The 21,151-nt window shown below is 54.3% G+C and carries 14 protein-coding genes, 4 tRNA genes and 3 rRNA genes; 2 read left to right on the forward strand and 19 right to left on the reverse strand.

Annotated elements, in window-relative coordinates; genetic code table 11:
- Window positions 1-8: 8 nt before the first annotated feature.
- From ilvE to SERAS12_RS24250, 5 genes are all read right to left on the reverse strand, one after another.
- Window positions 9-935: a branched-chain-amino-acid transaminase gene (ilvE, locus tag SERAS12_RS24235; protein WP_013814968.1), complete on the reverse strand. Its 927-nt coding sequence runs from the start codon at window positions 933-935 to the stop codon at window positions 9-11.
- Window positions 936-957: 22 nt separating this feature from the next.
- On the reverse strand, window positions 958-1,215 hold the full coding sequence (gene ilvM, locus SERAS12_RS24240) for an acetolactate synthase 2 small subunit (protein ID WP_004951714.1): 258 nt from the start codon (window positions 1,213-1,215) through the stop codon (window positions 958-960).
- Window positions 1,212-2,858 carry an acetolactate synthase 2 catalytic subunit gene (gene ilvG, locus SERAS12_RS24245; protein WP_013814969.1) on the reverse strand — a complete coding sequence of 549 codons (1,647 nt, stop codon included), beginning with the start codon at window positions 2,856-2,858 and terminating at the stop codon, window positions 1,212-1,214. Before ilvG ends, ilvM begins: the two co-directional genes overlap by 4 nt.
- 142 nt (window positions 2,859-3,000) lie before the next feature.
- Window positions 3,001-3,099, reverse strand: coding sequence for an ilv operon leader peptide (gene ilvL / locus SERAS12_RS25985; protein ID WP_013814970.1), 99 nt, complete (start codon window positions 3,097-3,099; stop codon window positions 3,001-3,003).
- Between the two features lie 133 nt (window positions 3,100-3,232).
- The gene (locus tag SERAS12_RS24250) at window positions 3,233-4,465 is read right to left on the reverse strand and encodes an MFS transporter (RefSeq protein ID WP_013814971.1); all 1,233 of its coding nucleotides are present in this window, start codon (window positions 4,463-4,465) and stop codon (window positions 3,233-3,235) included.
- Window positions 4,466-4,806: 341 nt separating this feature from the next.
- Between SERAS12_RS24250 and SERAS12_RS24255 the strand changes: the two genes are divergently transcribed.
- Window positions 4,807-6,330 (forward strand): YifB family Mg chelatase-like AAA ATPase, encoded by a 1,524-nt coding sequence (locus SERAS12_RS24255; RefSeq protein WP_013814972.1) that lies wholly within the window; start codon window positions 4,807-4,809, stop codon window positions 6,328-6,330.
- A gap of 27 nt (window positions 6,331-6,357) precedes the next feature.
- Here SERAS12_RS24255 and SERAS12_RS24260 read toward each other — a convergent pair whose 3' ends face one another.
- Entirely contained in the window at window positions 6,358-6,696 is a 339-nt protein-coding gene (locus tag SERAS12_RS24260; protein WP_004951725.1) for a DUF413 domain-containing protein, read from the reverse strand.
- A 119-nt stretch (window positions 6,697-6,815) separates the two neighbouring features.
- Between SERAS12_RS24260 and hdfR the strand changes: the two genes are divergently transcribed.
- Window positions 6,816-7,643: an HTH-type transcriptional regulator HdfR gene (gene hdfR, locus SERAS12_RS24265; protein ID WP_013814973.1), complete on the forward strand. Its 828-nt coding sequence runs from the start codon at window positions 6,816-6,818 to the stop codon at window positions 7,641-7,643.
- A 4-nt stretch (window positions 7,644-7,647) separates the two neighbouring features.
- Here hdfR and yjfF read toward each other — a convergent pair whose 3' ends face one another.
- The 13 genes from yjfF to btuB all read right to left on the reverse strand — a co-directional run bounded on the left by yjfF (window position 7,648) and on the right by btuB (window position 21,142).
- Window positions 7,648-8,640, reverse strand: a complete 993-nt coding sequence (gene yjfF, locus SERAS12_RS24270) for a galactofuranose ABC transporter, permease protein YjfF (RefSeq protein WP_013814974.1) — start codon at window positions 8,638-8,640, stop codon at window positions 7,648-7,650.
- A complete protein-coding gene (gene ytfT, locus SERAS12_RS24275; protein WP_143760048.1) occupies window positions 8,637-9,659 on the reverse strand; it encodes a galactofuranose ABC transporter, ATP-binding protein YtfT in 1,023 nt (340 codons plus the stop codon). The genes yjfF and ytfT overlap by 4 nt, the downstream gene beginning before the upstream one ends.
- Window positions 9,656-11,170 (reverse strand): galactofuranose ABC transporter, ATP-binding protein YtfR, encoded by a 1,515-nt coding sequence (gene ytfR, locus SERAS12_RS24280; RefSeq protein WP_013814976.1) that lies wholly within the window; start codon window positions 11,168-11,170, stop codon window positions 9,656-9,658. Before ytfR ends, ytfT begins: the two co-directional genes overlap by 4 nt.
- Window positions 11,171-11,193: 23 nt before the next feature.
- Entirely contained in the window at window positions 11,194-12,150 is a 957-nt protein-coding gene (ytfQ, locus tag SERAS12_RS24285; RefSeq protein ID WP_013814977.1) for a galactofuranose ABC transporter, galactofuranose-binding protein YtfQ, read from the reverse strand.
- Window positions 12,151-12,467: 317 nt separating this feature from the next.
- Window positions 12,468-12,543: transfer RNA gene (locus SERAS12_RS24290), tRNA-Trp, on the reverse strand.
- A gap of 53 nt (window positions 12,544-12,596) precedes the next feature.
- A tRNA-Asp gene (locus tag SERAS12_RS24295) sits at window positions 12,597-12,673 on the reverse strand.
- Window positions 12,674-12,768: 95 nt separating this feature from the next.
- Window positions 12,769-12,884, reverse strand: a 5S ribosomal RNA gene (gene rrf, locus SERAS12_RS24300).
- A 108-nt stretch (window positions 12,885-12,992) separates the two neighbouring features.
- A 23S ribosomal RNA gene (locus tag SERAS12_RS24305) occupies window positions 12,993-15,902 on the reverse strand.
- A gap of 205 nt (window positions 15,903-16,107) precedes the next feature.
- A tRNA-Ala gene (locus SERAS12_RS24310) sits at window positions 16,108-16,183 on the reverse strand.
- A gap of 123 nt (window positions 16,184-16,306) precedes the next feature.
- Window positions 16,307-16,383: transfer RNA gene (locus tag SERAS12_RS24315), tRNA-Ile, on the reverse strand.
- A 103-nt stretch (window positions 16,384-16,486) separates the two neighbouring features.
- Window positions 16,487-18,028, reverse strand: a 16S ribosomal RNA gene (locus SERAS12_RS24320).
- The 16S, 23S and 5S rRNA genes sit together here with 4 tRNA genes alongside, the layout of an rRNA operon.
- Before the next feature lie 413 nt (window positions 18,029-18,441).
- On the reverse strand, window positions 18,442-19,305 hold the full coding sequence (gene murI, locus SERAS12_RS24325) for a glutamate racemase (protein WP_013814978.1): 864 nt from the start codon (window positions 19,303-19,305) through the stop codon (window positions 18,442-18,444).
- A complete protein-coding gene (gene btuB, locus SERAS12_RS24330) occupies window positions 19,250-21,142 on the reverse strand; it encodes a TonB-dependent vitamin B12 receptor BtuB (RefSeq protein ID WP_013814979.1) in 1,893 nt (630 codons plus the stop codon). The genes murI and btuB overlap by 56 nt, the downstream gene beginning before the upstream one ends.
- Window positions 21,143-21,151 lie beyond the last annotated feature (9 nt).

Consider the following 21,151-nt stretch of genomic DNA (forward strand, 5'->3'; position numbering starts at 1 on the left):
TGGGTAAATTATGGATTTACCGGATCCAGCCAACCGTACTTGTCTTCGGTCTTGCCGGTAAACAGGCCAAAGAACGCCTGTTGGATCTGTTTGGTCACCGGGCCGCATTTGCCGATACCGACCTGGATGCCGTCAACGCTGCGCACCGGGGTGATTTCCGCTGCGGTGCCGGACATGAACACTTCGTCGGCCAGGTACAACGACTCGCGCGACAATACCTGCTCACGCACTTCGAAGCCCATGTCTTTCGCCAGTTTGATAATGGCGTCACGGGTGATGCCAGGCAGCGCGGAAGAGGTGAACGGCGGGGTAAACAGCACGCCGTCTTTCACTTCGAACAGGTTCTCGCCCGCCCCTTCGGAAATATAACCGTGCACGTCAAGCGCAATCCCTTCCTGATAACCGTGGCGGCGCGCTTCGCTGCCCACCAGCAGGGAGGAAAGGTAGTTACCGCCGGCCTTGGCCGCGGTAGGAATGGTGTTGGGCGCTACGCGCTGCCAGGAAGAAACCATCGCATCGATGCCTTGCTCCAGCGCTTCTTCACCCAGATACGCGCCCCAAGGAAACGCCGCGATAATCACGTCGGTATTGTAACCGGCTGGCGGGTTAACCCCCATGCCGACATCGCCAACAAACACCAGCGGACGAATATAAGCACTGACCAAATTGTTTTTACGCAGCGTGGCACGGCAGGCTTCCATCAGCTCATCGACGCTGTGCGATACCGGCATGCGATAGATTTTTGCCGAGTCGTGCAGACGCTGCATATGTTCGCGGTGGCGGAATACCACCGGGCCTTTATGGGAGTCGTAGCAACGGACTCCTTCAAACACCGAAGTGCCGTAGTGCAACGCATGCGACATCACGTGCACTTTGGCGTCAGCCCAGGGAACCATCTCACCATTGAACCAAATGTAATCGGCTTTCTTCGTCATTATTCTTTATCCTTCTCGCGCCTTAGGCGCGTATTTGTTGTGATGTTGGTTGCTGGATCTCAACGCAGGAGACGTCCATCAGTTTGCTTAACTGTGATGACAGTAGATCCACCGGGCGCTGGCTGGCAACGGTCAATTCAATATTGATGTTGTCGGTATTCACCGCTGAAACCATATTCATAGCACAAACCTGAAAGCCGCGATGACGCACGACGCGCAATACGCGCTCTAACATTTCAGGACGAAAACGTGCCTGGATCGAGAGTTGATGCTGCATCATGACATTTTCTCCAACATGGTTTCGTTGCCGGCGCCCGGCGGCACCAGCGGCCAGACGTTTTCGAGTTCATCAATGGACACATGCAGCAGATAAGGCCCTTCGCTGTTGAGTAAGGCGTCGAGAGCGTCTGCCACTTGGTCTTTGCGGGTAATGCGCTGGCCGGGAATACCGAAGGCATTGGCCAACATCAGGAAATCGGGGTTATCGGACAGGTTGGTTTCACTGTAACGACCGTCAAAAAACAGCTGCTGCCACTGTCGAACCATCCCTAAACGCTGGTTATCCAGTAAAACGATTTTCAGCGGCAGCTGTTTTCGTTTTATGGTACCCAGCTCTTGCACGTTCATCATGAAGGAACCGTCGCCCGACACGCAGATCACCGTATCCTGCGGCCGCGCCATTTGGGCCCCCACCGCGGCCGGTACGCCGAACCCCATGGTGCCCAGGCCGCTGGACGTGATGAAGTTTTCAGGGCGTTCAAAGGTCATGTGCTGCGCGGTCCACATCTGGTGCTGGCCCACGTCGGTGGTAACCACAGTATTGGCCGGTTTGCGCTCGGATAACTGTTTCAACAGCAGCGGCGCGTAGATCGGCTGGCCTGGGTGATCGTAACGCCAGGTATGGGTTTCTTTCAGCTCAGCGACCCGCTGCTGCCAGGTGCTGATATTCAACGGCTGCTGCAGTGCAGGCAACAAAGCTTTCAAATCGCCCTGCAATGCCACGTGCGCCTGACGCAGCTTGCTCATCTCCGCCGGGTCGATATCCATATGGATCACCTTGGCGTGCGGTGCGAACGCGTTCAGTTTGCCGGTCACGCGATCGTCAAAACGCGCGCCGACGGCGATCAGCAAATCGCATTCCTGCACCGCCAGGTTGGCGGCCTTGGTTCCATGCATGCCCAGCATGCCGAGATAATAGGCGTGTTCCGCGTCTGGCGCGCCCAGCCCTTTCAACGTGGCGACGCTTGGCATCTGGGTCACGGCGATAAACTCGCGCAACGCTGGCACCGCCTGCGCCATGCCAACTCCACCGCCAACGTACAGCATCGGTTTGTGCGCCTGCGCCAACAACTCCGCGGCTTGCACCAGCTCTGCCGCCGGGTAGTTCAGTTCTTCCACTACCGGCATCAGGTGCGGGTGCAGATCACCCTGCGCCAGCTGGATGTCTTTCGGGATATCGATCAGCACTGGGCCTGGGCGACCACTGCCGGCGATGGCGAAGGCTTCCGTCATGATGCCCGGCAGCGCGTCCAGTGATTCCACCAGGAAGCTGTGTTTGGTGCAGGCCAGAGACAGGCCGAGAACATCGATCTCCTGAAAGGCATCGGTGCCGATCAGCGCAGAACCTACCTGACCGGTGATAGCCACGACCGGCACAGAGTCCAGCAGCGCATCGGCCAGGCCGGTGATCAGATTGGTGGCGCCAGGGCCGGAGGTAGCGATACAAACGCCGACTTTGCCGGTTGAACGGGCATAGCCGATGGCGGCCATTGCGGCGCCTTGTTCGTGGCGGCACAGCAGGTGTTCCACCCCGCCGTCATACAGTGCATCGTAAACCGGCATGATTGCGCCGCCCGGATAGCCGAATACCGTATCAACACCCTGCGCACGCAACGCTTGTACTACCCACTGAGCCCCGTTCATGGTTATTTCCTCGCCTTACTTCGACAACTACAGGATTTTGTTCTGTTATTCATTCTCTTATCCTTGCTTCACTTTTCTTATGCCAATAAAAAACCCCCGGACCTTACGGTGCGGGGGTTCTCTTGCGATTCCGGCTTGTTTTCTAAGCCTTTCTTCGTCCAAGTGCAGCCCCGCACGGTGGGATAATAATCACCACCACGCTAATCACGACTAGGCTAATCACTTGGGCAAAGGCTTTCATAATAGGTTTGTTCACTGTGCTCGTTTCGAACTAATGCCTACAGAGGTACCATAGTCACGCTCGGCATGACAACACTTTTTTTGCGTTATTATTCGACGCAATCTGGTCATACCTCACGCAAACTACCGCGATTTCAAACATTAGCGTGCAGGCTTGGGGTTTTCACCTCGCCAGAGATTGCCTGGCCGCGCGTATCCTTGCCGAAGAACACCAACAGTGCGATAACAATCGCCACCGTGCCGGCAATGATCGCCATCGCCAGCCCATAGTTGTGTCCATGGTGAGCGGCAATCGTTGCCTGTAATGTCGCGTTCACCGACGCAATCAGATTGCCCAACTGGTAAACGAACCCCGGCAGCACCGCACGGGTATTGGCCGGTACCAGCTCGGTGAGATAGCTCGGAACCACGCCCCAGGCGCCCTGCACCATGAATTGCATCAAAAATGCGCCAATCCCGAGCATCAGCGAACCGCTGGAAAACGCCCACAGCGGGATCACCGGCAAGGCCAGCAGCGCAGCGATGATAATCGCTTTCCTGCGGCCGATTTTTTCCGACAGCGCACCGAAGAAAACCCCGCCGATAATTGACGCGATATTGTAGCTAATAGCGATGATACTGACGGTTTTAGCATCGAAACCATGCTGAACTTTCAGAAACACCGGATACATATCCTGGGTGCCGTGCGAGAAGAAATTAAACGCGGCCATCAGCAGCACCAGATAGCCGCACAGTTTCCAATGGCTCTTCAGCACCGGCAGCAACGCGCTGCTTTCCTTGCGTTCACGCGCCGCCAGCCACACCGGCGATTCCTGTACGCAATAGTAAATAAACGGCAACAGCAAAATCGGCGCTGCACCGATAACAAACATGCCACGCCAACCCACCGCCTCAAACAGCAGACCGTATACCACTGCCGCCAACAAATAACCAAACGGATAACCAGCCTGGAAAATCCCCGACATCAGGCCGCGTGAACGGTCCGGGATGGTTTCCATCGCCAGCGATGACGCCACGCCCCAGATCCCGCCCATCGCCACGCCGTACAATACCCGTAGCAGCAAAAATACCGTCAGCGACGGGGCCGCTGCAGACAGCAGCTCAAACACCGAGAAGAACACGATGTTCAGCATCAAAATCGGTTTGCGGCCGTATTTTTCCGCCGCGCGGCCGAAGATCAGCGCGCCGATCGGACGTACTGCCAGCGTCAGCAGGATCGCCAGTGTCACCTCTTCCATGCCGACATGAAAAGATTGCGCGATATCGCTGAGCAAAAACACCAGCACGAAGAAATCAAACGCATCGAGCGTCCAGCTTGAAAAGCTGGCGATAGCCGCATTGCGTTGCTGCGGGGTCCAACCAAACATAGTGTTATCCCTACTCTCGCGTACGAAGTCATGAGGTTTAGCGGCTGCCGTGGCGAAACGCGTCGGCGGTCGGAGTTTGTTAATTAAAGGGGTTTTATTTTAACTAATTGTTAAATACACCCATCCCACCTCCGTCTGCAACAGGGCTAGCCCGCTAATGTGTTGCAGCGTTCGCGTAATTGTTAAGGGGTATTGCCATCACTTGCGATGCGCTCCGCAAAATATTTATATCCATTTGAAATAAAAGATCTAAATTACGAACCTTTACGCAAACTCTTTAACGTTGCCGCGCTCCGGGGGCGCGAATCCCGCATCATGTTGCCTTCAGAAAGGAGAGCAATATGTCACTGGCGGTTATCTATACCCGGGCAACGATGGGCGTTCAGGCCCCTTCGGTGACGGTCGAAGTACATATCAGTAACGGGCTACCCGGCCTGACAATGGTCGGCCTGCCGGAAACCACGGTGAAAGAGGCCCGCGATCGGGTACGCAGCGCGTTGATCAACAACGGTTTCACCTTTCCCGCCCGACGCATCACCGTCAACCTGGCTCCAGCCGATCTTCCCAAAGAGGGCGGCCGTTACGATCTGCCTATTGCCCTGGCAATCCTCGCCGCCTCCGAACAGCTGCCGGCCGATCAGCTGGCGCGCTATGAGTTCCTCGGGGAGCTGGCGCTCTCCGGCGCTCTGCGGGGAGTAAGCGGCGCGATACCGGCCGCGCTGGCGGCAATGGATGCCGGAAGACAACTGATTCTGGCGGCAGCCAATGGTAAGGAAGTGGGCCTGATTGCACAGAGTGAAAGCCGGGTGGCGGAACATTTGCTGGAAGTGTGCGCCTTTCTGTTGGGCAAAGGTGTTTTACCGGTGGCCAGCGCCCCAGCCGCCGCCGAAACCCGGCAGGAACCCGCCGATCTGCAGGATATTCTGGGCCAGGAACAGGCCAAGCGTGCGCTGGAGATCGCCGCAGCAGGAGGGCATAACCTGCTGCTGGTCGGCCCGCCGGGTACCGGGAAAACCATGTTGGCCAGCCGCCTGAACGGCCTGCTGCCGCCGCTGACCGACCGGGAGGCGCTGGAAAGCGTGGCCGTAGCCAGTCTGCTGCATCACCCTGCCGAAACGCTGCCATGGCGCCAGCGGCCATTTCGCGCACCGCATCACAGCGCCTCAATGGTCGCGCTGGTTGGCGGTGGCTCACTGCCGCGACCGGGGGAAATCTCCATGGCGCATAACGGCGTACTGTTTCTGGACGAGTTGCCGGAATTCGAACGGCGCGTGCTGGATGCCCTGCGTGAACCGCTGGAGTCTGGCGAAATCGTCATTTCACGCGCCAGCGCCAAGGTCTGCTTTCCAGCCAGGGTGCAGTTGATCGCCGCAATGAATCCCAGCCCGACAGGACACTACCAGGGCATGCATAACCGCGCGTCGCCGCAACAGGTCTTGCGCTATCTCGGGCGGCTTTCAGGGCCGTTTCTCGATCGTTTCGATTTATCGATTGAGGTGCCGTTGCTGCCGCCAGGCGTGCTCAGTAAAAAGCGCACCGGCGGAGAAAGCAGCATTCAGGTACGTGAACGGGTATTGCAGGCGCGTGAAAGGCAACTCTGCCGGGCAGGAAAAATCAACGCCCTGTTGAGTAATCCCGAAGTCGAACGGGATTGTACGCTCAGCGCACCGGATGCCGATTTTCTTGAGGCGACGTTAAACAAGTTGGGATTATCGGTTCGCGCCTGGCAACGAATTTTAAAAGTGGCACGTACGCTGGCGGATTTGGCGGGGGATCGGGATATTGATAAGCGTCACCTGAGCGAAGCGCTTGGCTACCGCTGTATGGACCGACTGTTGCTGCAGCTGCACCGCAGCCTGGAATAAAAATGGGGCCCGCAGGCCCCATCGTTATCAATCGTCGCTTTCGGTGTAGTCTTCCACCGCATCAGCCTGCGGCTTGCCACCGGACAGGGTATGGAATTTTTTCGGACGACGTGTGCGCGCCAGATATTTAGCCCATACTTTTTCCTGCTCGGTTACCGGCTCACGTTCACCGTGGCACACTGCGACGAACAGCTGTTCTTCTTCAGTGGCCGGCTGGCGTTTGCCTGCGTCCAACTCGTTGAACGCATACCCGAAGCGCTCTAGCAATTGCGCTTCTTTAATGGTGAAATCGCCGTGACGGGAGAACCCGCGAGGATAATGTTTATTATCAAAAAAACGATTGGTCGTGGTGAAGCTATCCGCCATCTGACACGCTCCTAATTCTCTCATGGCCGTGCTGTTTATGGCGCGGAGTATTAGATAGGCTTGACATTGTGTAAAACAAAACATTTAAATCTTAACGATAAAAATTTCTGGAGATAGGTGTGGATACCGAATTACTGAAAACCTTTTTGGAGGTCAGTAGAACGCGTCACTTTGGCCGAGCCGCGGAATCCTTGTACTTAACGCAGTCTGCGGTCAGTTTCCGCATCCGCCAGTTAGAAAACCAATTAGGCGCGAATTTATTCACCCGTCACCGTAACAATATCCGCCTGACGCCAGCCGGAGAGCGGCTTCTGCCCTATGCTGAGAGCCTGATGACAACCTGGCAGTTGGCAAAAAAAGAGGTGGTGCGTTCGCTGCAGCACACCGAGTTATCCATCGGTGCCACCGCATCTTTGTGGGAGGCCTACCTAACCCCGTGGCTGCAATCGCTCTATCAGCAACGTGAAGCGTTACAACTTGAAGCCAGGGTTGCGCTACGGCATTCTTTGGTAAAACAGCTGCATGAAAGACAGCTCGATTTGCTCATCACGACCGAACCGCCAAAGATGGATGAGCTGGCCAGCCAGCTGCTGGGTAATTTCTCGCTGCGGCTGTTCTCTTCTACTCTACGTGATAAGCATGCGCCGATGCCGTACATCAAGCTGGAATGGGGGGCAGACTTTCATCCGCAAGAAAGCCGCATGTTGGAAAGCGATAATCTGCCGGTGCTTACCACCACCTCGGCACACCTGACCCGCCAGTTACTGGAAACCACCGGCGGCTGCGCCTTCCTGCCCAGCCAGTGGGAGAAGGACTATCCGCAGTTGGTGGCGACCCCCGAAACCCCGGCGATTATCCGCCCGCTGTACGCTGTGTGGCTGCAAAATAGCGACCAGCAGCCACTCATCCGGCAATTGCTGAAAATACCTTTAAACACCGCAGCCTAAGACGCTATAGCGGCTTTAGTCGGGGATGGCGTGGTTTGGTTCGTCTGTTGAGCCAAAATGCGCTCATCGCCTTCTGGAGGCCGATAAAGCAGAACAACAGGATGCCGATGACGATTTTGGTCCACCATGAGCTGAGCGTACCGTCGAAGGTGATATAGCTCTGAATCAGCCCCTGGATCAGCACGCCAAACAACGTGCCCAGCACGGTACCGACACCGCCGGTCAACAACGTGCCACCAATCACCACGGCGGCAATGGCATCCAGCTCGACACCGCTGGCCGCCAGCGCATAGCCCGCAGAGGTATATAACGAGAAAATAATCCCGGACAGCGCCGCCAGCGTGCCTGAAAGCATATAAATCAGCACCGTGGTACGTTGTACCGGCACACCCATTAATGCCGCAGATACCCGATTGCCGCCGATGGCATAGACGTTATGGCCGAAGCGCGTGCGGTGCGCCAGCACCATGCCAACCGCCACCACCAACAGCATCACCAACGCTAACAGCGTGAAGCGGCCGCCACCCGGCAGTTTCCAGGCGTAGTTCGCCAGCGTCGCATACAGCGGATGATCAATGGGTATCGACTCTTCCGAAAGGATAAAACTCATGCCGCGTACGAAGAACATACCAGCCAGCGTGATGATAAATGCCGGTAGCTTGAGCGCATCAATGATCCAGCCCATCAGAGCGCCAAACGACGCCCCCATCAACAGAGCAATGACGAACGCATAGCCCGGTGCAATGCCATAAACGCCGATCAGCTTGGCCAACAATACGCCGGTGAAGGCGATCACCGAACCAACCGACAGATCGATACCGCCGGACAGGATCACAAACGTCATCCCCACCGCCACAATGCCGAGAAACGCGTTGTCTGTCAGTAAATCGCACCATACCCGCGTTGACGCAAAGCTGGGGAACTGGGTTAGACAAAATCCGTAGCCCAGAAGAAAGACCACGAGGGTAATCAACAGTGACAGATTACGTTTGATCATGGCTTTCGTCTCCTTAACAGCCGATGCAACGATACGCTCGGCGATTGAATCATCAGCACCGCCAGCACCACTATCGCCTTCAGTACCAGATTGAACTCCGGCCGATAGCCGGACAGTAGAATGCCGGTATTCATCCCCTGGATAATCAATGCCCCCACTACCGACAACAGAAGATTAAAACGGCCGCCCAGCAAGGATCCTCCGCCAATCACCACCGCTAAAATCGCATCCAGCTCCAGCCACAGTCCGGCATTGTTGGCATCTGCACCACGGATATCCGCAGTCACAATAATCCCCGCCACGGCGGCGCACAGCCCGCAGATCACATAGACCGCCATGACCACCCAACGCGTACTCACCCCCGCATTGCGCGCCGAGCGCAGGTTAATCCCCACCGCCTCGATGAACAGCCCCAGCGCGGTTTTGCGCGTCAGCAGCCAGATCAACAACAGCATCGCGGCGGCAATGATCGCCGGCATCGGCAAATACATCAGCGCGCCGCTGCCCAGTTGCGCCAAACCTTCGCGTTCGAAAGTGACGATTTGCCCTTCGGTGATCAGCTGTGCAATACCGCGCCCGGCCACCATCAACATCAGTGTGGCGACAATCGGTTGTATCTGCAGCACCGCGACCAGAAATCCGTTCCACAGACCACACAACGCCCCCACGGCCAGCGCAGCGGTCAGCACGTAACCCAGTGGATAGCCCGCGCTGGTCAGCGTTGCCGCCGTAGCACCGGCGATTGCCATCACGGCCCCCACTGAGAGGTCGATACCGCCGGTGGCGATCACCAGCGTCATGCCCAAGGCAAGCAACGCCACCGGCGCTCCGCGGTTAACGATGTCGATCACGCTGCCAAACAGACGGCCATCCTGAATGTGAATGGAAAAGAAATTCGGGGCGACCAGGCTGTCGATCAGCAAAATCGCCGCCAACGCTCCCAACTGCGTCGCCCCGGCCGGGAATACCCATTTGACTTTGCGTGGTCCACCGGTCATGGAGAAGCTCCTGTGGTTCATCCTGCCCCCTGTTGCACAGCAATAGCCTGCATAATCGCAGGTACCGTAATAGCCGTATGCTCAAGCTGTGTAATGTGTTTCCTGTCGCGCAATACCACGATGCGATCGACATATCCCGCCAGTTCCTCCAACTCAGAAGAGATCACCAGCAGCGCTAATCCTTCATCACACAACCTTTCGATCAGCCTGATAATTTCTGCATGCGCACCAACGTCAATCCCGCGCGTCGGTTCATCCAGGATCAGAAAACGGGGTTTGGTTGCCAACCAACGTGACAGCAGCACCTTCTGCTGATTCCCTCCGGACAGGTATTGGATCTGTTGCTCCGGGCCCGGCGTGCGGATACCTAATAATTGGATAAAACTCTCGGCAATGCGGGTTTGCTCTCGTAGCGAGAGCGGCTTTAACCAGCCGCGCTGAGCCTGCAGAGCCAGAATGATATTTTCTCGCACCGTCGCAGCACCGATAATTCCGTCGGTTTTACGATCCTCCGGGCAATAACCGAAGCCGAGATTGGCAGCTTTGCGCGGTGTGCGAATATTCACCGCGCGACCCTCCACTTTCGCACTGCCGCTATCATGCGATTTGATGCCAAATATCAGTTGGGCCGTTTCGGTTCGCCCCGAACCGAGCAGGCCTGCCAATCCGACAATCTCACCCGGCCTTATTCTCAGATCGAAGGGTTCAACCATGCCACGACGCCCGTAGCCGTTAAATTCGACCAGCGGAGACGCATCCGTCGGTACATGCTCGCCCCGCTTGAGCAACGACTCGTCAAAGGCGTGACCGAGCATCATCTGGACCAGCTCCAGCCGTGGCAAGTCGTCGGCAGGCTTGGTACCCACCAACCTACCGTTGCGCAGCACGGTAATGCGATCGCTGATACGGTAAACCTGATCGAGGAAATGAGTGACAAAGATCATGCCTATCCCCTGCGAACGCAGCTGACTGAGAATATCCAGCAGCATGGTGACTTCTTTAGCATCCAGGCTCGCAGTGGGTTCATCCAGGATCAGGACTTTGGCTGAAAGATCGACCGCCCGGGCGATGGCGACAATCTGCTGGATCGCAATCGAATAATTGCCCAATGGCTGGCTGGCATCCAGCTGCAACCCATAGCCCTGCAAAAGTTGCTGGGCCCGCCGCAGCATGGTTTTTTGATCGACCAGGCCGAAACGGGTAGGTTCGCGGCCGATAAACAAATTGGCGGCCACCGAGATATTCGCCAGCAGGTTAACTTCCTGATAAACCGTACCAATCCCCAACTCCTGCGCTTGCGCGGTGCTTTGCGGCGCAATGGCTTTGCCCTCCAGCAGGATTTCACCGGCGGAACGCTGATAAACCCCGGTCAGCGCTTTGATTAGCGTGGATTTCCCCGCGCCGTTTTCACCCAACAACGCCATGATCTCTCCGCGCTGCAGCGTGAAATCAACCTCTTCCAGCGCCTTTACGCCAGGAAACTCGACGGATAGTCCCTTAATCGCCAATAACGTGGTCTGAGATGCGGCCATCTTTTGTCCCGTCGGTGAGTGGATTAATAACCCATGCTTTTCTTCAGCTCGAATTCCTGTTTTGCGGTATCAGGCTGCAGCAGTTTCGATTCGGTCTGAATAAACTTCGCGGGTTGCGTTCCGTCTTTCTTCATCGCCAACAGCGCGTCGAACGCAGGGCCAGCCATATTCGGTGTCAGTTCGACCGACGCATTGGCCTCGCCATTGATCATCGCTTTGAAGATATCGGGAACACCGTCGATGGAGACGATTTTAATTTGTGAGCCTGGTTTCAAGCCGGCTTCTTTGATCGCCTGAATGGCACCTATCGCCATATCGTCGTTGTGAGCGTATACGGCGCAGATATTTTTGCCGTTCTGCTCGGCCTTGATGAAGCTTTCCATCACTTCTTTACCCTTGCTGCGGGTGAAGTCGCCGGATTGCGAACGGATAATTTTGACGTTGGCGGCGCTGGCGATGCCGTCAGCAAAGCCTTTCTTGCGGTTGATTGCGACGCTGGCGCCCACGGTGCCTTGCAGTTCCACCACGTTACAAGGCTTACCGGCAACCTCTTTGACCAGCCACTCCCCCGCAACTTTGCCTTCATGCACACTGTCCGATGCCACAGCCGCGGTATACAGCGAGGGATCGTTCACTTCGATCATCCTGTCGAGCAGGAATACCGGGATTTTGGCCTCTTTCGCCTCTTGCAGTACCGGGGTCCAGCCGGTAGCGACAACTGGCGCAATGAAAATAGCGTCAACGCCCTGGGCAATAAAAGATCTTACCGCTTTGATCTGGTTTTCCTGTTTTTGCTGCGCATCGGCGATTTTCAGCGTAATTCCACGCTTTTCCGCTTCTTGTTTCGATACTTTGGTTTCCGCCGAGCGCCAGCCCGATTCAGAACCAATCTGAGAAAAGCCGACGACCAGCGGTGCTGCCTGTGCAGAACCGATCAATGCGCCAGTAATGGCGGCCGCTAACAGCAGACGTTTAACCATGTTGTTCTCCTCGCTTTGCCCTGGGATGTGACTCCCTCCGACAGGGGTAGTCGTTGTTGTATATGCTGCCTATTTTTCTGGTGGAGTTGGCGGCCAAAAGGTTGGGCGCTACTTAGTTGTAGTTGAAAATCAGGCAGGAATAATGAGCAGCATCACATCGCGGTAGAACAACCATTTTGTACATGGATTCAGCTAAAAATGTCTAAATTGGGAACGATTTCAGAGGGGTTTTTAGGCAATTTTTCAGAGGAGTAGCGAAAATTTAGAAAATGTAGAAAGCAAAAAAAACCCTTCGCTTTCGCGAAGGGTTTTTAATATGGCAGGGGCGGAGAGACTCGAACTCGCGACACCCGGTTTTGGAGACCGGTGCTCTACCAACTGAGCTACGCCCCTAAATCTCGCTTAACATTATGCCTGCTAAAATTAGCAGGCATAATTTAAATAAGTGGCGGAACGGACGGGGCTCGAACCCGCGACCCCCTGCGTGACAGGCAGGTATTCTAACCAACTGAACTACCGCTCCACCGATTCTTTTACGTTGCACCTTTCGATGCAGGCAAAACCGCGCTTGGCGATCCTGCTCATTACCAGGTGTCATGCTGATAACGTTTATTTGATGCCTGGCAGTGTCCTACTCTCGCATGGGGAGACCCCACACTACCATCGGCGCTACGGCGTTTCACTTCTGAGTTCGGCATGGAGTCAGGTGGGACCACCGCGCTATTGCCGCCAGGCAAATTCTGTTTCATTCCAACCGCTTCACTCTCGTGTCGCCATTGAAACCAATCTCGGAACTTCGCTGAAAATCTACACCAATCTCTCTAAAACACCTTCGGTGTTGTAAGGTTAAGCCTCACGGATCATTAGTACTGGTTAGCTCAATGCATCGCTGCACTTACACACCCAGCCTATCAACGTCTTAGTCTTAAACGTTCCTTCAGGGGCCTTAAAGGCCCAGGGAAGACTCATCTCGAGGCAAGTTTCGCGCTTAGATGCTTTCAGCGCTTATCTTTTCCGCACTTAGCTACCGGGCAATGCCATTGGCATGACAACCCGAACACCAGTGGTGCGTTCACTCCGGTCCTCTCGTACTAGGAGCAACCCCTCTCAATCTTCCAACGCCCACGGCAGATAGGGACCGAACTGTCTCACGACGTTCTAAACCCAGCTCGCGTACCACTTTAAATGGCGAACAGCCATACCCTTGGGACCTACTTCAGCCCCAGGATGTGATGAGCCGACATCGAGGTGCCAAACACCGCCGTCGATATGAACTCTTGGGCGGTATCAGCCTGTTATCCCCGGAGTACCTTTTATCCGTTGAGCGATGGCCCTTCCATTCAGAACCACCGGATCACTAAGACCTACTTTCGTACCTGCTCGAGCCGTCACTCTCGCAGTCAAGCTAGCTTATGCCTTTGCACTAACCTCACGATGTCCGACCGTGATTAGCTAACCTTCGTGCTCCTCCGTTACTCTTTGGGAGGAGACCGCCCCAGTCAAACTACCCACCAGACACTGTCCTCACCCCGGATTACGGGGCCGAGTTAGAACATCAAACATTAAAGGGTGGTATTTCAAGGTTGGCTCCACGCAGACTGGCGTCCACGCTTCAAAGCCTCCCACCTATCCTACACATCAAGGCTCAATGTTCAGTGTCAAGCTATAGTAAAGGTTCACGGGGTCTTTCCGTCTTGCCGCGGGTACACTGCATCTTCACAGCGAGTTCAATTTCACTGAGTCTCGGGTGGAGACAGCCTGGCCATCATTACGCCATTCGTGCAGGTCGGAACTTACCCGACAAGGAATTTCGCTACCTTAGGACCGTTATAGTTACGGCCGCCGTTTACTGGGGCTTCGATCAAGAGCTTCGCCTTGCGGCTGACCCCATCAATTAACCTTCCAGCACCGGGCAGGCGTCACACCGTATACGTCCACTTTCGTGTTTGCACAGTGCTGTGTTTTTATTAAACAGTTGCAGCCAGCTGGTATCTGCGACTGGCTTCGGCTCCGAGAGCAAGTCTCTTCACCTACGCGCCAGCGTGCCTTCTCCCGAAGTTACGGCACCATTTTGCCTAGTTCCTTCACCCGAGTTCTCTCAAGCGCCTTGGTATTCTCTACCTGACCACCTGTGTCGGTTTGGGGTACGATTCTGTGTTACCTGATGCTTAGAGGCTTTTCCTGGAAGCTTGGCATCAACTACTTCTGCACCGTAGTGCATCGTCATCACGCCTCAGGGTTGAATAAGAGAACGGATTTACCAATTCTCTCCCCCTACACGCTTAAACCGGGACAACCGTCGCCCGGCTAGCCTAGCCTTCTCCGTCCCCCCTTCGCAGTAACACCGAGTACAGGAATATTAACCTGTTTCCCATCGACTACGCCTTTCGGCCTCGCCTTAGGGGTCGACTCACCCTGCCCCGATTAACGTTGGACAGGAACCCTTGGTCTTCCGGCGAGCGGGTTTTTCACCCGCTTTATCGTTACTTATGTCAGCATTCGCACTTCTGATACCTCCAGCAACCCTCACAGGCCACCTTCAACGGCTTACAGAACGCTCCCCTACCCAACAACGCCTAAGCGTCGCTGCCGCAGCTTCGGTGCATGGTTTAGCCCCGTTACATCTTCCGCGCAGGCCGACTCGACCAGTGAGCTATTACGCTTTCTTTAAATGATGGCTGCTTCTAAGCCAACATCCTGGCTGTCTATGCCTTCCCACATCGTTTCCCACTTAACCATGACTTTGGGACCTTAGCTGGCGGTCTGGGTTGTTTCCCTCTTCACGACGGACGTTAGCACCCGCCGTGTGTCTCCCGTGATAACATTCTTCGGTATTCGGAGTTTGCATCGGTTTGGTAAGCCGGGATGGCCCCCTAGCCGAAACAGTGCTCTACCCCCGAAGATGAGTTCACGAGGCGCTACCTAAATAGCTTTCGGGGAGAACCAGCTATCTCCCGGTTTGATTGGCCTTTCACCCCCAGCCACAAGTCATCCGCTAATTTTTCAACATTAGTCGGTTCGGTCCTCCAGTTAGTGTTACCCAACCTTCAACCTGCCCATGGCTAGATCACCGGGTTTCGGGTCTATACCTTGCAACTATTCGCCCAGTTAAGACTCGGTTTCCCTACGGCTCCCCTATACGGTTAACCTTGCTACAAAATATAAGTCGCTGACCCATTATACAAAAGGTACGCAGTCACCCAACAAAGTAGGCTCCCACTGCTTGTACGTACACGGTTTCAGGTTCTATTTCACTCCCCTCGCCGGGGTTCTTTTCGCCTTTCCCTCACGGTACTGGTTCACTATCGGTCAGTCAGGAGTATTTAGCCTTGGAGGATGGTCCCCCCATATTCAGACAGGATGTCACGTGTCCCGCCCTACTCATCGAACTCACAGAATGTGCATTTTAGTGTACGGGACTATCACCCTTTACTGTGCGACTTTCCAGACGCTTCCACTAACACATAAACTGATTCAGGTTCTGGGCTGTTCCCCGTTCGCTCGCCGCTACTGGGGGAATCTCGGTTGATTTCTTTTCCTCGGGGTACTTAGATGTTTCAGTTCCCCCGGTTCGCCTCATACGACTATGTATTCATCGTATGATAGTGCAACGAATTGCACTGGGTTTCCCCATTCGGGTATTGCCGGTTATAACGGTTCATATCACCTTACCGACACTTTTCGCAGATTAGCACGCCCTTCATCGCCTCTGACTGCCTAGGCATCCACCGTGTACGCTTAGTCACTTAACCTCACAACCCGAAGGTGTTTCTGTAAACAGAAAACACTGTCGTGCTGTTTATTTGAGAGACTCTATGACAGGTTAATCCTTACCCCAATACATCTACGGAGGGATAAGTTTCAGCTGTCATGTTTCAATTTTCAGCTTGTTCCAGATTGTTAAAGAGCAATATCTTAAACGTGACTCTTGCGAATCAGTTTTAAGATTTTTTGATATGGTGGAGCTAAGCGGGATCGAACCGCTGACCTCCTGCGTGCAAGGCAGGCGCTCTCCCAGCTGAGCTATAGCCCCATATCAGAAAAGCATTTTTACACCCTGTCTACTACCTTCGCCAATTCGCTTCTCGTCAAAGCGAAGGCCTACAACGTTTACTGACGTAAACATGTGAGTCGACAACGCAGGATAGGAGGGAATTGGTGGGTCTGAGTGGACTTGAACCACCGACCTCACCCTTATCAGGGGTGCGCTCTAACCACCTGAGCTACAGACCCGACAAGGTGCTTTAAGACTTAACCGATAAGATTAAGCCTTATGCTCTCTTTCATTTCATCAGACAATCTGTGTGAGCACGCCACTCGAATCAATATCATTAGGTAAGGAGGTGATCCAACCGCAGGTTCCCCTACGGTTACCTTGTTACGACTTCACCCCAGTCATGAATCACAAAGTGGTAAGCGCCCTCCCGAAGGTTAAGCTACCTACTTCTTTTGCAACCCACTCCCATGGTGTGACGGGCGGTGTGTACAAGGCCCGGGAACGTATTCACCGTAGCATTCTGATCTACGATTACTAGCGATTCCGACTTCATGGAGTCGAGTTGCAGACTCCAATCCGGACTACGACGTACTTTATGAGGTCCGCTTGCTCTCGCGAGTTCGCTTCTCTTTGTATACGCCATTGTAGCACGTGTGTAGCCCTACTCGTAAGGGCCATGATGACTTGACGTCATCCCCACCTTCCTCCGGTTTATCACCGGCAGTCTCCTTTGAGTTCCCGACCGAATCGCTGGCAACAAAGGATAAGGGTTGCGCTCGTTGCGGGACTTAACCCAACATTTCACAACACGAGCTGACGACAGCCATGCAGCACCTGTCTCAGAGTTCCCGAAGGCACTAAGCTATCTCTAGCGAATTCTCTGGATGTCAAGAGTAGGTAAGGTTCTTCGCGTTGCATCGAATTAAACCACATGCTCCACCGCTTGTGCGGGCCCCCGTCAATTCATTTGAGTTTTAACCTTGCGGCCGTACTCCCCAGGCGGTCGATTTAACGCGTTAGCTCCGGAAGCCACGCCTCAAGGGCACAACCTCCAAATCGACATCGTTTACAGCGTGGACTACCAGGGTATCTAATCCTGTTTGCTCCCCACGCTTTCGCACCTGAGCGTCAGTCTTTGTCCAGGGGGCCGCCTTCGCCACCGGTATTCCTCCAGATCTCTACGCATTTCACCGCTACACCTGGAATTCTACCCCCCTCTACAAGACTCTAGCTTGCCAGTTTCAAATGCAGTTCCCACGTTAAGCGCGGGGATTTCACATCTGACTTAACAAACCGCCTGCGTGCGCTTTACGCCCAGTAATTCCGATTAACGCTTGCACCCTCCGTATTACCGCGGCTGCTGGCACGGAGTTAGCCGGTGCTTCTTCTGCGAGTAACGTCAATGTACAGTGCTATTAACACTGAACCCTTCCTCCTCGCTGAAAGTGCTTTACAACCCTAAGGCCTTCTTCACACACGCGGCATGGCTGCATCAGGCTTGCGCCCATTGTGCAATATTCCCCACTGCTGCCTCCCGTAGGAGTCTGGACCGTGTCTCAGTTCCAGTGTGGCTGGTCATCCTCTCAGACCAGCTAGGGATCGTCGCCTAGGTGAGCCATTACCCCACCTACTAGCTAATCCCATCTGGGCACATCTGATGGCGTGAGGCCCGAAGGTCCCCCACTTTGGTCCGTAGACGTTATGCGGTATTAGCTACCGTTTCCAGTAGTTATCCCCCTCCATCAGGCAGTTTCCCAGACATTACTCACCCGTCCGCCGCTCGTCACCCAGAGAGCAAGCTCTCCTGTGCTACCGCTCGACTTGCATGTGTTAGGCCTGCCGCCAGCGTTCAATCTGAGCCATGATCAAACTCTTCAATTTAAAAGTTCGATTTGCTTCAACTCGTGAAGCGATGCTCAAAGGTTACTAAATGAATTTTACTTCAGTAGTCACTCTTCAAGACTTGATATTTTTTCGTACCCGAAGGTACTGGATATCGTCTTGTGGAGTGCCCACACAGATTGTCTGATAAATTGTTAAAGAGCGTTCGTTACTGAGATAACTCTCGGTAACGCGGGAGGTGCATATTACGCTTTCCCGCTGAAGAGTCAAGCTTTTTTCTTATTAAGAAACGGTGTTTTCACCGGCTTGCTTCTTCCTGGCTGGGCGACTGGTTCTCGTTAGAGGAGTCGTTGTTCCCGGTCAGTGGAGGCGCATTATAGGGAGTTCTCAGAAGGCCGCAACCCCTAATTTCAATATTTTTTCCAACCGTTGAATGTTTAACCAAAACCCTGTTAAAGAGGCAGTTTTTTCAACGATTTAAAGCCATATCCCTGCAAAACGGGCAATAAAGCGTCAGTGTCTTCATTCAACGCCATGCAATACGCCAGATTATCTTCCTGAGTCGATACCAGATTTTCCTGCGAAGAAATAAGCCAAGCGGTACGACGGGCAATAGCCGCGCCGGAATCCACCAGTCGGGTTCCCTCAGGCAACACCTGCATTAACTCTTCTGCTAATAGAGGGAAGTGGGTGCAACCGAGTACCACGGTATCCGGTGGCTCACGCATGCTCAGCCATGGATGCAGAATTTTCTTCAGCGTGGCCAGCGGTACGGCTTCACCGTGCAGCTTGGCTTCCGCCAGTTCCACCAGCTCTGAAGATCCCAATAGCTCGATCTTGCAATCGGTAGCGAAGCGGGCAATCAACTCATGGGTATAAGTGCGCTGTACGGTACCGCGAGTAGCCAGCAGGCCGACAACGCCATTGGCGGTCAGACGGGCGGCAGGTTTGATGGCAGGTACCACACCAACGACCGGAAAGGTAAAGCGTTCACGTAAGGCCGGTAAGGATACGGTACTGGCGGTATTACAGGCGATGACGACAATCGCCAAAGGATGCCGCTGTTGCACCGCGCCGACAATCTCCAGCACGCGTTCAACGATAAACTCTTCGGATTTCTCGCCGTAGGGGAACGCCACATTATCGAAAGCGTATATATAGTGGAGGTCCGGCAGCAGTTGCCGAACCTCCTGATACACCGACAGCCCGCCGACGCCGGAATCAAATACCAGCACCGTCGGACGGGTCTTCGCGGTGGTGTTAGAAGGTATAGCTTCCAGTGAGGTAGTATTCTCTTCCTGGAGTAGCGTAGCCATAAGCCGTCTCATAATCTTTATCAAACAGGTTGGCAATTCTACCACGAACTGTCAGATGAGATGTGACCGGATACGAAACTGCGAGATCCCACAGGCTGACGCCGCCAAGTTTGACAGTGCGTGTCGTGTAACCACTGTAATCGCCGTCATAACGTTCCCCCAGATAATGGTAGGTCACGGCCCAGTCGAAATCATAGACCTGCCAGTCCAGCTCATATTTCACCTGCTGCTTGGCCCGACGGAGCAGAACTTCGTTGGTTTTGGCATTGCGTGGATCAACATAATCATAGCCAATCTGGTGGGTCAACGGCCCGGTATCAAAGGAAGCCGTAGCTTCAACGCCTTTAATGGTTGCCTGATTAACGTTGTAATAAGCAGAACCAGAACCGCTGGATGCATAGCTAATAAGATTGTCTATATCGTTACGGTAACCCGTGACACGCCAGGTAACCGGCCCAGTCAATCCTTCAAAGCCACCTTCCCACTGTTTGCTTTCCTCTGGCTTCAAATCCGGGTTGCCGCCAAAGCTGCCGTATTGTTGCCCCAGATTCGGTGCTTTAAACGCAGTACCGTAGGAAGCAATTGCACGATAGCCCTCAACAAACTCCCACGCAGCACTGGTTTGCCAAGTGCCATGCCAGCCATATTGCGAATTATCATCACCGCGCACCGCCCCTTCCAGAGTAAAGGAATCGATCTGTTGCTGTGCCGTCAGATAAAGTCCGGTATTACGCTGACTCTTGCTGTCGGTAATATAAGCTGTACCTGGCTCAATTTTCTGATCCTGCCAATCAACACCCGTACTGATGTTGCCATTGGCAACCTGGAACGTATTACCCCACTGCACATTGTATTGTGTAGAATCATCCAAAGTTGCAGAAGCAGAATAAGGGCCATACTTGGGATCGTAGTTATAGTCCTTACTGTGGCTATAGCTGGCAATCAACTGAGTGGCATAAATACCGTCCTGGTAACGCAGGCCGCTATCCCAGCTTTGGCTATAGAGCTGACGGGTATCCGGCAGTGCGTCTGAATGTGTCGGGTCGGAATAGCTGTAATTACCATCATAAGCCGTACGGTTGTCATAACCGTAGCCGCGAACAAATCCGCTGAAAGCCTCATTAAACTTATGATCTATGCTGCCATACAGAGACTTACTCATGAAACCGTCGCGGTCAGTTTGCGCCGGGTTACCAAAGCTGTCTGGCAGATTCGCCACCACGTCATACCCTTTGGTATAGGTGTAGTTACCGGCGAGGGTCGCAACCGTGCTGTCGCCCAACTGTTGCTGAGTGGACGCATCGTAGGCTTGATAGCCGTTTGACCCCATGCCGGCGGAAAGCGTAGTGCCGTTCTTTTCACGGGTGGTAATGATGTTGACCACGCCGCCGATGGCATCGGAGCCATAGACCGCCGAGCGCGGTCCACGGATGAATTCAATTTTCTGTACCAGCGAGATCGGGATCTGGCTAAGGTCGGAGGAGCCGCTGACGCCAGCCTGGTTAAGGCGAACACCGTCAATCAGCACCAATACATGGCTGGAGTTGGTACCGCGAATAAACAGCGAACTGGTTTGCCCCAGGCCACCGTTTTGTGACACGTCTACACCCGGCAGACGGCGCATCACGTCGGTCAGGCTTTTTGCCTGCCAGCGGTCGATTTCGTCACGGGTAACGACAGAGGTGGGTGCCAGCACGGAAGAAACCGGCTGTGAAAAACGGTTGGCGGAAACCACCAGGTCATCGCTGTTATTGGCTTTGGTGTTGTCTTGCGCCCATCCAGAAAAAGCCGTGATGGAAGAAACCACCGCCAGCAGTGTATTTTTTGTAATTGTCATGAAAAAGCA

This window comes from Serratia sp. AS12 (assembly GCF_000214195.1).
GTDB lineage: Bacteria > Pseudomonadota > Gammaproteobacteria > Enterobacterales > Enterobacteriaceae > Serratia > Serratia plymuthica.

What these genes read in the sequence shown, in the direction of transcription:
- ilvE (WP_013814968.1), bottom strand. Translation starts at nt 935, where the DNA reads ATGACGAAGAAAGCCGATTACATTTGGTTCAATGGTGAGATGGTTCCC.
- ilvM (WP_004951714.1), bottom strand. Translation starts at nt 1,215, where the DNA reads ATGATGCAGCATCAACTCTCGATCCAGGCACGTTTTCGTCCTGAAATG.
- ilvG (WP_013814969.1), bottom strand. Translation starts at nt 2,858, where the DNA reads ATGAACGGGGCTCAGTGGGTAGTACAAGCGTTGCGTGCGCAGGGTGTT.
- ilvL (WP_013814970.1), bottom strand. Translation starts at nt 3,099, where the DNA reads ATGAAAGCCTTTGCCCAAGTGATTAGCCTAGTCGTGATTAGCGTGGTG.
- SERAS12_RS24250 (WP_013814971.1), bottom strand. Translation starts at nt 4,465, where the DNA reads ATGTTTGGTTGGACCCCGCAGCAACGCAATGCGGCTATCGCCAGCTTT.
- SERAS12_RS24255 (WP_013814972.1), top strand. Translation starts at nt 4,807, where the DNA reads ATGTCACTGGCGGTTATCTATACCCGGGCAACGATGGGCGTTCAGGCC.
- SERAS12_RS24260 (WP_004951725.1), bottom strand. Translation starts at nt 6,696, where the DNA reads ATGGCGGATAGCTTCACCACGACCAATCGTTTTTTTGATAATAAACAT.
- yjfF (WP_013814974.1), bottom strand. Translation starts at nt 8,640, where the DNA reads ATGATCAAACGTAATCTGTCACTGTTGATTACCCTCGTGGTCTTTCTT.
- ytfT (WP_143760048.1), bottom strand. Translation starts at nt 9,659, where the DNA reads ATGAACCACAGGAGCTTCTCCATGACCGGTGGACCACGCAAAGTCAAA.
- ytfR (WP_013814976.1), bottom strand. Translation starts at nt 11,170, where the DNA reads ATGGCCGCATCTCAGACCACGTTATTGGCGATTAAGGGACTATCCGTC.
- ytfQ (WP_013814977.1), bottom strand. Translation starts at nt 12,150, where the DNA reads ATGGTTAAACGTCTGCTGTTAGCGGCCGCCATTACTGGCGCATTGATC.
- murI (WP_013814978.1), bottom strand. Translation starts at nt 19,305, where the DNA reads ATGGCTACGCTACTCCAGGAAGAGAATACTACCTCACTGGAAGCTATA.
- btuB (WP_013814979.1), bottom strand. Translation starts at nt 21,142, where the DNA reads ATGACAATTACAAAAAATACACTGCTGGCGGTGGTTTCTTCCATCACG.